Annotated in this window: 11 protein-coding genes; 5 read left to right on the top strand and 6 right to left on the bottom strand. The window is 64.9% G+C overall.

Translation table 11 applies throughout. The annotated features are described in order from the left end of the window. Positions 1-71: 71 nt before the first annotated feature. The 5 genes from ubiA (at position 72) to DOM45_RS14960 (ending at position 5,991) form a co-directional block, all read left to right on the top strand. A complete protein-coding gene (gene ubiA, locus DOM45_RS14980; protein ID WP_110601781.1) occupies positions 72-965 on the top strand; it encodes a 4-hydroxybenzoate octaprenyltransferase in 894 nt (297 codons plus the stop codon). A gap of 145 nt (positions 966-1,110) precedes the next feature. After that, positions 1,111-1,800 carry a phosphate regulon transcriptional regulator PhoB gene (phoB, locus tag DOM45_RS14975; RefSeq protein ID WP_110601779.1) on the top strand — a complete coding sequence of 230 codons (690 nt, stop codon included), beginning with the start codon at positions 1,111-1,113 and terminating at the stop codon, positions 1,798-1,800. 8 nt (positions 1,801-1,808) lie between these two features. After that, entirely contained in the window at positions 1,809-3,146 is a 1,338-nt protein-coding gene (gene phoR / locus DOM45_RS14970; RefSeq protein WP_110601778.1) for a phosphate regulon sensor histidine kinase PhoR, read from the top strand. A gap of 229 nt (positions 3,147-3,375) precedes the next feature. Continuing rightward, the gene (locus DOM45_RS14965; RefSeq protein ID WP_240612413.1) at positions 3,376-5,046 is read left to right on the top strand and encodes a methyl-accepting chemotaxis protein; all 1,671 of its coding nucleotides are present in this window, start codon (positions 3,376-3,378) and stop codon (positions 5,044-5,046) included. A gap of 96 nt (positions 5,047-5,142) precedes the next feature. After that, positions 5,143-5,991, top strand: coding sequence for a M23 family metallopeptidase (locus tag DOM45_RS14960; protein WP_240612412.1), 849 nt, complete (start codon positions 5,143-5,145; stop codon positions 5,989-5,991). Between the two features lie 12 nt (positions 5,992-6,003). Here DOM45_RS14960 and DOM45_RS14955 read toward each other — a convergent pair whose 3' ends face one another. The 6 genes from DOM45_RS14955 to DOM45_RS14930 form a co-directional block, all read right to left on the bottom strand. Then, the gene (locus DOM45_RS14955; protein WP_110601774.1) at positions 6,004-7,062 is read right to left on the bottom strand and encodes a siderophore-interacting protein; all 1,059 of its coding nucleotides are present in this window, start codon (positions 7,060-7,062) and stop codon (positions 6,004-6,006) included. Between the two features lie 176 nt (positions 7,063-7,238). Next, positions 7,239-7,850: a superoxide dismutase gene (locus tag DOM45_RS14950; protein WP_110601772.1), complete on the bottom strand. Its 612-nt coding sequence runs from the start codon at positions 7,848-7,850 to the stop codon at positions 7,239-7,241. Positions 7,851-8,148: 298 nt separating this feature from the next. Next, a complete protein-coding gene (gene cysZ / locus DOM45_RS14945; RefSeq protein WP_110601771.1) occupies positions 8,149-8,877 on the bottom strand; it encodes a sulfate transporter CysZ in 729 nt (242 codons plus the stop codon). 290 nt (positions 8,878-9,167) lie between these two features. Next, a complete protein-coding gene (gene phoU, locus DOM45_RS14940) occupies positions 9,168-9,902 on the bottom strand; it encodes a phosphate signaling complex protein PhoU (protein WP_110601770.1) in 735 nt (244 codons plus the stop codon). 171 nt (positions 9,903-10,073) lie between these two features. Beyond that, positions 10,074-12,314 carry a DNA helicase II gene (gene uvrD, locus DOM45_RS14935; protein WP_110601768.1) on the bottom strand — a complete coding sequence of 747 codons (2,241 nt, stop codon included), beginning with the start codon at positions 12,312-12,314 and terminating at the stop codon, positions 10,074-10,076. Positions 12,315-12,425: 111 nt separating this feature from the next. Then, positions 12,426-12,992, bottom strand: coding sequence for a ZapG family protein (locus DOM45_RS14930; RefSeq protein WP_110601766.1), 567 nt, complete (start codon positions 12,990-12,992; stop codon positions 12,426-12,428). Positions 12,993-13,256: the final 264 nt, after the last annotated feature.

Here is a 13,256-nt window from a genome sequence, read left to right as displayed (position 1 = left end):
ACCTCGAAGCGAGGCCGCAGTTACAGTAAAGTCGTTGCCGATTCAGAGGCCTTGCCGTTTCGGAGATTCGTATGCCCAGCGCCGGTTCCCCTTCCACGCCCCGCGGCCTCGCCCGCCTGCCGGACTTCCTGCGCCTGACCCGGCTCGACAAGCCGATCGGCACCTGGCTGCTGATGTGGCCGACGCTGTGGGCACTGTGGCTCGCCGCCGGCGGCCTGCCGGATCGCGCCAACCTGATCATCTTCGTGCTCGGCGTCTATCTGATGCGCGCCGCCGGCTGCGTGGTCAACGACTACGCCGATCGCAAGATCGACGGCCACGTCAAGCGCACCCGGGAGCGCCCGCTGGCCACCGGACGCATCCGCGAGCGCGAGGCCAAGATCCTGTTCGCGGCGCTGGTGGCGGCGGCCTTCGTGCTGGTCTGCTTCACCAACCTGGCCACGGTCCTGCTCTCCTTCGTCGGGGTGGCGCTGGCCGCGCTCTACCCCTTCATGAAGCGCTACACCCACCTGCCCCAGGTGGTGCTGGGGCTGGCGTTCTCGTGGAGCATCCCGATGGCGTTCATGGCGGTGAGTCGCAGCGTGCCGCTGGAGGCGTGGCTGCTGCTGCTGGCCAACCTGGCCTGGACCGTGGCCTACGACACCCAGTACGCCATGGTCGACCGCGACGACGACATCAAGATCGGGGTGAAATCCACCGCGCGCCTGTTCGGCCGCGCCGACAAGCTGATCATCGGTCTGCTGCAGCTGCTGACCCTGGCGTTGCTGGCCTGGGTCGGAGCGCGGCTGGCACTGGGCGGTTTCTTCTGGCTGGGGCTGGCCGCGATGGCGGCGACCTTCGTCTACCAGCAGTGGCTGATCCGGGAGCGCGAGCGCGGCCCCTGCTTCCAGGCCTTCCTCAACAACTTCTGGTCGGGACTCTTGCTGTTCGCCGGACTGGTGCTGGCGCTGTGGCCGCCGGCCTGAAAGGCGCGATTGTCGTAGCTGTCATATCGATGTCATATTTTCACGATGTAATCGTCACCGTTCTGTCACGGCCGGTCGCTACGCCCGATGGCGTCATCGACGCCACGCAACAAAGCGAACCGGCGGCTCACTCGAGGCACTGCGCATGAGCTCCAAGACCGTACTCATCGTTGACGACGAAGCGTCCATTCGCGAAATGATCGCCGTTGCCCTGGAAATGGCCGATTATCGTGTGCTGGAAGCCGACAACGCCCAGACCGGCCACGCCATGGCGCTGGACCAGAAACCCGACCTGATGCTGCTCGACTGGATGATGCCCGGCACCAGCGGCATCGAGCTCGCGCGTCGCCTGAAGCGCGAGGAGGCTACCGCCGAGATGCCGATCATCCTGCTCACCGCCAAGGGTGAAGAGGACAACAAGGTCCAGGGGCTGGAGGCGGGCGCCGATGACTACATCACCAAGCCCTTTTCGCCGCGCGAGCTGGTGGCCCGACTCAAGGCGGTACTGCGCCGGGCCACGCCGCCGGGTATCGAGGAGGCGGTCGAGGTCGAGGGGCTGCGGCTCGACCCCTCCAGCCACCGCGTCACCTCCCATGGTGGCGCCCTGGAGATCGGCCCGACCGAGTATCGTCTGCTGCAGTTCTTCATGACCCACCAGGAACGTGCCTACACCCGCAGCCAGTTGCTGGATCAGGTCTGGGGCGGCAACGTCTACGTGGAAGAGCGTACCGTCGATGTGCATATCCGCCGGCTGCGCAAATCCCTCGGCGAAGCGCACCAGCATCTGGTCCAGACCGTGCGCGGCACCGGCTACCGCTTTTCGGTCAGGGAGTAAGTCAGGACGTGCGCTACTGGATCAACGAACTGTGGCGCCTCGGCTACATGCTGTTCGGGCTCGGCGCCATGGGACTGTTGCTCGGCGAGCTGGGCGACGACCTGCTCGCCGGGCTGGGCTGGGGTCTAGCGGCCGGCCTGGGGCTCTATGTCTTCCTGCACCTGCGCCACGTGCGCATGCTCTATGTCTGGCTGCTGAAGAATCCCCGCGAGGCGCCACCACCCGGCACCGGAGTCTGGGGCGACCTGTTCGATCGCCTGTATCACTATCAGAAAGCCCAGACCCAGCTGCAGCAACGACTGCGCGATATCCTGCGGCGCATCCAGGACTCCTGCGAGGCGATGCGCGACAGCGTGGTGATGCTGGATCCCAATGGCGACCTGGAGTGGTGGAACAGCGCCGCCGGCGACATGCTCGGCCTGCAGCCCGATCACGACCGCGGTCAGCCGATCACCAACTTCCTGCGCGATCCCCGTTTCATCGCCTACTTCGAGACGGGCGACTACCGCGAGCCGCTGCTGATTCCCTCCCCGGTCCAGGCCAATCGTACCCTGCAGTTCCATCTCACCCTGTTCGGCGACAACGAACGCCTGCTGATGGCGCGGGACGTGTCCCGGCTGCATCAGCTGGAGATGATGCGCCGCGACTTCGTCGCCAACGTCTCCCATGAGCTGCGCACGCCGCTGACGGTGCTGGCCGGTTATCTCGAAACCTACTCGGACCACGCCGACCAGCTGCCGACACGCTGGCAGCGAGGCTTCTCGCAGATGCAGGCGCAGACCACGCGCATGCAGAATCTGGTCGAGGATCTGCTGCTGCTCTCCCGGCTCGAGATCGATAGCCCCGACGACGACCGCGATACGCTGGACGTGACGACGCTGCTAGGCGAGATCGTCGCCGATGCCCGGGAGTTGAGCGCCCAACGCCACCAGTTGTCGATAGAAGCCGACGAGTCGCGGCGACTGCTGGCGAACACCAAGGAGATACGCAGCGCCGTCTCCAACCTGGTCTTCAACGCCGTTCGCTACACACCGGAAGGCAGCACCATCACCCTGCGCTGGAAGCCCTGGCATGACGGCGCCGCCATCGAAGTGGAAGACAACGGCGAGGGTTTCGATCCCATCCATATCCCGCGACTGACCGAGCGCTTCTATCGCGTCGACAAGGGTCGCAGCGCCGCCACCGGCGGCACGGGGCTGGGCCTGGCCATCGTCAAGCACGTGCTGCTGCGCCACGACGCCAGCCTGGAAATCGTCAGCCGCCCGGGGCTCGGCGCGCGCTTCCGCTGCGTGTTTCCCGCTGCCCGACTGGTCGAGCCTGACACAGGGTCGGCGCCGTCCCCCTGAACGACGCCGTCGCTGCCCACGGCGGGCCCTCCTCCCTCCAGGCCGGCATGGCCGCCGAATCGCGTCGGGCAACGTCGGCGCACCCCAATCCGGCCCGATCACGCGCATCGCGGCGAAATCGCACGAATCGATCTCAACCTTGATTAGAGCCTGCCGATAAAGTGAGCGGATTATTAGTTTAATCCTCCATATGAATCGACAGATACCTCGGAAAGGAACGGTTTTCGCGATGACGATGCGGCAAAAACTCTGGATCACGGTAGGACTGATGTGGTTCGGCATGCTGGTGCTGGTGGGCTGGATGGCCCTGGAGAAGCGCGATACCTTGATGGCCGAGCGCGTCAGCAGTCTCAAGAGCTTCGTGGCCAGCGCCCAGACACTGGTCGAGCGCTATGTCCAACGCGCCAACGATGGCGAGTTCTCCGAACAAGCCGCCAAGGACTTCGCCCGCAGGAACCTATCGGCGCTGGATCTCGACGGCAGCTATGTCTACGCCTTCGACAGCGATATTCATCTGGTCTATCACCCCAAGCGCGAAATCGGCACGGACATGAGCGGTTTCCGCGACGACAACGGCATCTATTTCTATCGCGAGCTCAAGGCGCTGGCGGACTCCCCCGACGACGGCACCCTGGAGTACACCTCCACCAACGCCGATGGCCAGGACATATCGCGCCTCAACTACGTGCGCTACGTCCCCGAGTGGGACTGGTATCTCGCCGCCAACGTCTATATCAGCGACATCCAGCAGGCGTTCTGGGCCGGCGTGTTGAAGATGAGCCTGATCGCCGGTGCCATCGGCATCATCATCACGCTGATCATGGGCTGGATCATCCGCAACGTGCTGGGCGACCTGGGGGGCGACCCGCGCCAGGCGCGAAACGCGATCCGGGGCATGGCCGAGGGCGATCTCACCACCGCGCTGAAGATCGGCGCCGGCGACCGCCACAGCCTGCTCGCGGCCATCGAGGGCATGCGGATTCACTTGGCCGAATCGATGACCAACGTTCGCCACGCCTCGACCACCATCACCGTCGGCGTGGGCCAGATCCACAGCGGCAACCAGGACCTGGCGGCGCGAACCGAGCAGCAGGCGGCCTCCGTCGGCGAGACGGCCTCCAGCATGGAGGAGCTGACCCAGACCGTGCGTCAGAATGCCGACAACGCCCGCCAGGCGAGCGGCCTGGCCGGTGAGGCCCGCGCCACCGCTGCGGAGGGCGGCGAGATGATGGATCAGGTCGTCTCGACCATGCAGGGCATCACCGACAGCTCGCGCCGGGTCACCGAGATCGTCGGCGTGATCGACTCGATCGCCTTCCAGACCAATATCCTGGCGCTCAACGCCTCGGTGGAAGCCGCCCGGGCCGGCGAGCAGGGTCGGGGGTTCGCGGTCGTCGCCAATGAAGTCCGCACTCTGGCCAGCCGCAGCGCCGAGGCCTCCCGCGAGATCCGCGAACTGATCGACGCCTCGAATCGCAGGATCGACGCCGGTTCCGAGATCGTCGGGCAGGCCGGCGGGACCATTCGTCGTGCCGTGGATTCGGTGGCCCGCATGACCGATCTGATCGAGGAGATCTCGATCGCTTCCGGCGAACAGTCCAACGGTATCGACCAGGTCAACGAGGCCGTCGTGCAGATGGATCACGTCACCCAGCAGAACGCCTCGCTGGTACAGCAGGCATCGGCCGCCGCCGCCACGCTCAATGCGCAGGTGGCGACGCTGGAGCGGGCACTGGCCGGGTTCAAGATTCCCGATGTCGAATACGACGAGAGGGTATCGCGCTATCGCTCGCCGTCACCCTCGACCCCGGCGCCGATATTGGCGGCGGCCTCCTCGCCGGGAGGCAAGACCGCGACACGCTCGGCACCGAGCGATAACGACGATTGGGAGTCGTTCTAGAGAGCCCTCTCGACCCGGCCCTGTCTCCCATCCGCCTGTCTTCCGCCACTGGCTCGGGTTATGGTGGCGGCATCCCGCGATACGGAGTGCCGACAGGTGATATCGATCCCTCCTCTCTGGTGGTGCCGACGACTCGGCGCCACCGTCTTCGTGCTGCTGCTGTCGAGTGTCATGGTCGAAACACGCGCCGATGCGGTGCCTATCACCTTCCCCGACAGCGTCCAGCAGGGCTCGATGGTGATCGGACGCGTGCCGCCCGGCAGCCAGGTCACCGTGGCGGGACACGATCTCCGGGTTACCGGCTACGGCACCGTGGTCTTCGGTGTCGGCCGCGATGCCAGCGGTCGTCAGACAGTGTCGATCATCACGCCGGATGGTCGTCAGCAGAGTGCGGCGGTCGCGATCACGCCCCGGGACTGGCCGATCGAGCGCATCGACGGCGTGCCGCCCAGGACCGTCTCGCCGCCGCCGGAGATCGCCGCCCGCATCGCCCGCGAGCAGGCCGCCGTCAGCGCCGAGCGCAAGCGCAACGACGACCGGGTGGGGTTCGCCCAGACCTTCGTCTGGCCGGTGGAGGGGCGCATCAGCGGGCGTTTCGGCAACCAGCGCATCTACAACGGCACGCCGGGATCGGCGCACTCGGGCATGGACATCGCCGCCGCCGAGGGCACGCCGATCAAGGCCCCGGCGAGCGGCGTGATCACCTTCGCCGACGATCTCTATCTGACCGGCGGTACGGTGCTGCTCGACCACGGTTACGGCATCAGCTCCAATTTCCTGCATCTGTCGCGGATCGACGTGAAGGTCGGCGATCGCGTCGAGCAGGGCGACGTGATCGGTGCGGTGGGGGCGACCGGGCGCGCCACCGGGCCCCACCTGCACTGGGGCATGAACTGGTTCGATACCCGCATCGACCCGCTGTTGGTACTGGAGCGAGGCCGTTAGTCACGAACGCAGCTAGGCGCTTTCCCGTTTCCAGTAGCCCGTGACCAGATGCTGCCCCTTCTGCAGCCCGAACTCCTGCTTGAGCCGCTTCCTCAGGCGCTGGCTGACATCGGCTTCACCGGCGAACCAGACGAACAGATCGTCGCGGGTATCGGACATCGCCTCGACCACCGCCGAGGCAAGCTGCTCGCTCGGCGCGTGACCGCGACAGCGGTACCGCCAGCTGATGCGGCAGTGATCGGCGACCGGCAGCTCCAGCTCATCCACCGGCGATTCGACCTCCAGCCACGCCTCGACCTGCGCGCTCGCCGGCAGTGTCTCCAGCAACCGCGCGATGGCGGGAATGGCCGTCTCGTCGCCGGCCAGCAGGTAGTGGGATGCGTCGGCGACGCCCCGGCCGTAGGGACCGGCCATGCCACAGATGTCGCCCGGTTTGGCTCGGCGGGCGAAATCGCCTCCCGGCCCCGGGGCTTCGTGTAGCAGGAAATCGATCTCCACCTCGCCGCTGGCGACGTCCAGGCGGCGAATGGTGTAGTAGCGAATCTCGGCCCGTCGATCTTCCGGCGGCCATTGGGTACCGCCTTCCGCGGTGGGTCGGGGCCACTGGGGGCGATCGATGCCGACCGGGGGGAAATGCAGCCGCACGTGCCACTCTTGCGGATGATCGAAGCGCGCCAGGTTTTCGCCACTCAGGGTCAAACGACGGATGCTGGGGCTGAGCTCCTCGACCCGGGTCACCCGCATCTCGCGAAAATTGGCGAAGGTCGGTGCCGCCACCACGTCGCCATGCCAGTGCAGTGGCAGGGCGTTCTCGCCAGCGAACAGCGAGACGTAGTGCTCGATAATGCCGCGCAGCGTCTCCAACCCATCTCTCGCGTCGGCTTCGGCCTCGAGGTGAAGGCCGACCCGGCTCACCGAGAAGCGTGCTTCGCCACCCGGCAGATCGATCGCCACCTGGCGCTCGTCGCTGCGGTAGGCCACATCGTACTCATCCAGAAACGATATCAGGCGCAATCGAAAATCATTCACATCGGTAAGCGTCAGTGTGGCGTCGCAGCGTTGTGCAGTCATGGTATCGGATCGTCGCGAGGGTGGATCGATGAGCGGAGCCGGCAGGACGCCAGCGCGATCAGCGTATCAGAAAAGGCGCTACGGGGGGAATCCTTGCCGAGGCGGGTACCAACGCAGGATGCCCCCGAAACGGGGGCATCCTTGAACGGCCTGACATCGGAATATCGACCCGATGATCAGGCAGTCGCTTCGGCGTAGCGACGGTTGACTTCGTCCCAGTTGATGACGTCGAAGAACGCCGCGATATAGTCCGGACGCTTGTTCTGGTACTTCAGATAGTAGGCGTGTTCCCAGACGTCCAGTCCCAGGATCGGCGTCAGGCCTTCCATCAGCGGGCTATCCTGGTTGAGGGTGTTGATGACCTTGAGCTTCTTCTCGGGCGTCACCACCAGCCATGCCCAGCCACTGCCGAAACGGCCGGCTGCCGCCTTCTTGAACTCTTCCTTGAAGGTCTCGTAGCCGCCCAGCTCGCTGCTGATGGCCTCGCCCACCTTGCCGGTCGGCTCGCCACCGCCATCCTTGGACATCACGGTCCAGAACAGGGAGTGGTTGGCATGACCGCCGCCGTTGTTGATGACGGCCTGGCGCTTGTCCTGCGGCACCTTGTCGATATCGGCCATCAGCTTGTCGACCGGCACCTCCTCGAGACCCGTGCCTTCCAGCGCGGCGTTGAGGTTGTTGACGTAAGTCTGATGGTGACGAGTGTGGTGGATCTCCATCGTCATCGCGTCGATCTTGGGTTCCAGCGCGTCATAAGCGTAGGGTAGCGACGGTAAGCTATGAGCCATGATCAAAACTCCCTTTCATGAGGAGGCATTGCCCGACGTGGGCGCCTCTCGGGTGAATCAAAATAGTGAGCAACGCGTCGCGGTGTCAAGCGAGCCCGATCTTCGCACAGCGTTGCTACGATGAAATATCACATTGATTTCAAAAGATTTTCCGAAGCCTTGGCAAAGCTGACTTCACTGCTTCGGCAAATCTCCCTGCCGTACCAGTCTAGATGGCGTGCTCCAAGGCGGCTTTCAACCCCATTTGCCATTTTTCTTGTCGACCCAGGCTTCGTTGGTGCGCGCCAGTCGTGCGCCATCAGCGGGTGGCCGGCACCATGGAGCGGTAGTAGCGATCCCATAGCATGACGCCACCGGCAACACCGCCGGGCAACAGAATCAGATTGAGCACCGGCACCCAGGTCGCCACCGACATGCAAGCGCCGTAGGTCAACGTCGGCCACCAGCGCCCGCGCAGCCGACGACGCATGTCGGTGAAGCTGACCTGATTGTTGTCCATCGGGTAATCGAGATACTGGACGGCCATCATCCAGGCCGAGAACGCCGCCCACAGAAAGGGGGTGATCAGGTTCAGCCCCGGCACGAACCCCAGCAGGAACAGCACCGCCATGCGCGGCAGGATATAGCCCAGCTTGACCAGTTCCCGCCCCAGCGCATCGACGCCGGTCTTGATCCAGCCGCGCTCGTCGCTGGGCGGCCGCCCGGTGACCCGGGTTTCCACCTTTTCGGCCAGGAAGCCGTAGAACGGCGCCGCGATCAGGTTGGAGACCAGGGTGAAAGTGAAGAAGACGATCAGCGCCAGGGCAACCACCAGCAGCGGCCAGATAAGCCACTCGAGCCAGGTCAGCCAGCCCGGCACCTGGCGCATGCCGTAGTCGAGCCAGCCGCCGAAGTTGCCGATCAGATAGTAGATGGTGCCGCCATACAGCAGCAGGTTGACCAGAATCGGACCGATCACGAAGCGGCGCAGCCCGGGTTCGAACACCAGGCGCGTGCCTTGGATAATCGCTTGAAGGGGATAGATCATGCTGAATCCGTCGACCAGACAAAGTGTTGCGTGATCGACACGCTAACACACTCCCTGCGGCGCGGCGTCAATCCTGACCCCGCATGCTCACCAGCCGGCGAGCGACGGGCACCAAGCAAGTCTGAAAACCCCGCCCCTTGCCCATACGGCGTCAACGCTCGACTGGGCGCACCAATCCGGCCCTCTCTGGCGCCGATCCTGCGCTGCGCCCACGGATGAGGCGGGAAGCACATCGAACTGCAGGGTATGGGCCCAGGACCGGCCTGCGCCCGTCGGCTTTTCAGCCAGACCTAGCGCTTGTCGCTTCGGCCCAGGGCTTCCCGATCGAGCTCGTCCACCGAGGTATGGCGGATGTCGCGCCCCTTCACCAGATAGATGACGTGCTCGGCGAGGTTGTCGGCGTGATCGCCGATACGCTCGAGCGCGCGCAGCACCGTCATGACGCTGAGCACGCCACCGATGGAGCGAGGGTCTTCCATCATGAAGGTCGCCAGCGATCGCATGGCCGTGGTGTACTCGCTATCCACCGACGCGTCTTCCTGAACCACCTTCAACGCCAGTTCGGTATCGAAGCGGGCGAAGGCGGTCAGCGAATCACGCAACATGCTGCGCACGTGTTCGCTGATGTGACGAATCTCCACGCTGCCCTGGGGGATACGCCCCGACTCGATCAGATCGATGGCGTTGCGCGCGATCTTGTTGGCTTCGTCGCCCATCCGCTCGAGATCATTGGTAGCCCGAATGACCGCGATCACCAGGCGCAGATCGGAAGCTGCCGGCTGGCGACGCGCCAGAATCCGCACGCACTCCTCGTCGATCTTGAGCTGCATGTCGTTGACGCTGGTGTCGTTGTCGCGCACCCGGATCGCCAGTTGGCTGTCGCCATCCAACAGTGCATCCAGCGCTTCCTGGAGCTGCTTCTCGACCAGCCCTCCCATGGCCATCAATTGGGTCTTGATGGTCTCGAGATCCTGATTGTACTGCTGCGAGATGTGCTGACTGTGGGTATCGCTGGTGATATCCATGCGTGACTCCGACGGCTTGTCTTGGGGGCGTTGACGTATCTGGCACTGTGACTGGGCAGTCGAGCCTGCCAGCAAGGATCTGTCTTCGATGGCCTGAACGCGACAGGCGTAGAGACACCTATAGCCGCGATCATCGCACGGAATTGTTGCAACTTCGTGACGATGACGGATTCACAGCGGGGTCAGTTTGGCGAATCCCAGTACCAGCCACTTGTCGCCCTCGCCCTCGAAACTCACATGCACCCGAGCCCGAGCCCCTTCGCCCTCGGCATCGAGTATCACGCCCTCGCCGAACAGCGGATGGCTGACGCGCTGGCCGAGCGACAGCGATGGCAGATCGTCGCCGCCTTCAACGCCCTGCTGACGCGCCGGCCCCACGTTGGGCCGGGAGGTCACCGGTCGCGATACCTGGCCGCGCAGGCGCACCTCCTCGAGCAGCTCCTCGGGGACTTCCCGCAAGAACCGCGAGGGTCGCGCCATGGTCTCGCGCCCATGCAGGCGGCGAATCTCGGCGTAGGTGAGATAGAGCTTGCGCATGGCACGGGTCATGCCCACGTAGCAGAGCCGGCGCTCCTCCTCGAGCCGCCCCGGCTCCTCCAGCGACATCTTGTGCGGGAACAGGCCCTCCTCGATGCCGGCGACGAACACCACCGGGAACTCCAGCCCCTTGGCCGAGTGCAGCGTCATCATCTGGACGCAATCCTCGAACTCGTCGGCTTCGTGATCGCCGGCATTGAGTGCCGCCTCGGCCAGGAACGGCTCCAGCGCCGCGGCGCCTTCGCCCACCTCCTGCAGGTCGATCGGATTGGCCTGGGCGCTCTGCGAGAACGCTCGGGCCGCGTTGATCAGCTCCTCGAGGTTCTCGACCCGCGCCTGGCCTTTCTCGCCCTTCTCGCTGCGGTGATGCTCGATCAGTCCGGAGACCTGAATGACGTGATCGATGATCTCGTAGAGCGCCATGCCGGCGGTGTCGTTGTCGAGGCGCTCGATCAGCTCGGCGAAGGCGTTGATCGCGTTCCCGGCGCGGCCCTTGAGCGTGCCGTCGCTCAGGCTGTCGTGCAGTGCCTGCCACAGCGACACGTTGGTGTCGCGGGCGCGGCCACGCAGGATCTCCACCGTGCGCGTACCGATCCCGCGGGGCGGCACGTTGATCACCCGCTCCAGCGAGGCGTCGTCCTCGCGATTGAGCAGCAGGCGCAGATAGGCCAGCGCGTTCTTGATCTCGAGCCGTTCATAGAAGCGCTGGCCACCGTAGATGCGATACGGCACGCCGCTGCGGATCAGCGCCTCCTCGATCACCCGCGACTGGGCGTTGGAGCGGTAGAGAATCGCCATCTCGCGGCGCGCGAAGCCGTTGCGGCCCTGCTCGCCGATGGTATCGACGATGAAGCGCGCCTCGTCGAGATCGTTGAAGCCGGCATAGACCGAGATCTTCTCGCCGGTCTCGCCATCGGTCCACAGCTCCTTCCCCATGCGCCCGCTGTTCTGGCTGATCAGCGCATTGGCGGCATCCAGAATCACGCTGGTGGAGCGGTAGTTCTGCTCCAGGCGCACGGTCCGGGTATTGGCGAACTCGCTCTCGAAACGACGGATGTTCTCGACCTTGGCCCCGCGCCAGCCGTAGATCGACTGATCGTCGTCGCCGACCACGATCATGGCCGCACGATCGGCATCGCTCCCCCCATTGCCATCGGCGCCGGCCAGCAGCTTGAGCCAGGCGTACTGCAGGGTATTGGTATCCTGGAACTCGTCGACCAGGATATGGCCGAAGCGTTCGCGATAGTGCTTGAGCAGCGCCGGCGTGTCGCGCAGCAGCTCCAGGCTGCGCAGCAGCAGCTCGCCGAAGTCGACCAGTCCGCCCCGCTCGCAGGTCAGTTGATAGAGCTCGTAGAGCTCGACCATCTTGGCCATGTAGGGATCGCCGTGGGTCGCCACCTGCTGCGGGCGCAGTCCCTCCTCCTTGCAGCCGCCGATGAAATACTGCACCTGCTTGGGCGGATAGCGCTCGTCGTCGACGTTGTGATCCCGCAGCAGGCGCTTGACCAACCGCAGCTGGTCGTCGCTGTCGATGATCTGGAAATGCTGGGGCAACCGCGCGTCATGCCAGTGCGTGCGCAGCAGGCGATGAGCAATGGAGTGGAAGGTACCGACCCACATGTTGCGCAGCGACGCGCCCTGCAGCGCCTCGAGACGCGTGCGCATCTCGCGGGCCGCCTTGTTGGTGAAGGTCACCGCCAGAATCGCGTAGGGGGAGACGCCCTCCACCTGCATCAACCAGGCGATGCGATGCACCAGAACCCGGGTCTTGCCCGAACCGGCACCGGCCAGCACCAGCATATTGCCGGGCGGCGCGGCGACGGCCTCGCGCTGGTTGGCGTTGAGGGAGTCGATTAGTGCCGAGACATCATCCATTGGGAACCGTGCGGGGCCTGCTGCTGGAAATAGAGAAGAGCGCGCCAGCTTAACATAGCCGACCCGCTCCACCTGACATGACGCCCGCCACGGCTGAGTGGCGCGGGGCGATCAGCGCTTCTGCGATGTGGCGGCGTCTTCGGCGGCAGCCCGGATCGCCGCATCCTGGGGACGCGCGGGCGCAGACGACGCTCCGGCTCCGGCATCACCGGTCGCCGAGGAGGAGGCGGAAGATTTCGCCGCCGCGCCGGAGGCCGTGGGAGCCGTCGCAGACGACGCTTCCCGGGGAGTCGGCGAAGCCGCCGACGCCTTCTCCTTGTCGGCACTCGGCGTATCTGCCGCCTCGCCGCCGGCAGGCCGGTCCTGGGTGATCGCCTCGGGCTTGGGCGGCGGCTCGATCACCGTCTCGTGGTGCATGTCGGCGAGCTTCTCGGCGCCCTTGGCGACGTGGTGATACATCTCGCGATAATCCTCGACCATACGGGTCATGGTCGCGGAGACCTGTTCGAAATGCTCGCGGACGTCCTCCTTGTAGGCGGTGTGTTCGCGGTTGAGTTCGCGCATCGGTTCGGTGTTGTGGCCCCCCATCTTGGTACCCAGCCAGTAACCGACCAATACGCCAACGGCGCCCACCGCCACGACGATCGCGATCCAGGGCCCTACGCCAATGCTCTCCATAAATCAGCCGCCTCTTATTGAAAGACAATTCCAGTGTATGAAAGACAAATACCATCGGTCCTTGCCGCACCACGATTGAAGACAGATCGCACGGCGGGATGGTTCAATACCCAACCTTATCTCAGCACCTAACCATAGTTCAGCCTCGCTCGGCCAGCCGCTCGCGACTCGCCGGCTCCCATTTCGGTTTACGCTCACTATCGCGCCAAGGCGGCCTGAAGCCGGTCGTGACGTTTTACGCTTGCCTTTCGCTCATAGCTCGTA

It is taken from the genome of Salinicola lusitanus, assembly GCF_003206045.1.
GTDB lineage: Bacteria > Pseudomonadota > Gammaproteobacteria > Pseudomonadales > Halomonadaceae > Salinicola > Salinicola lusitanus.
The sequence above is the reverse complement of the archived record's forward strand: the minus strand, read 5'-3'. Positions and strand labels throughout refer to the sequence as shown.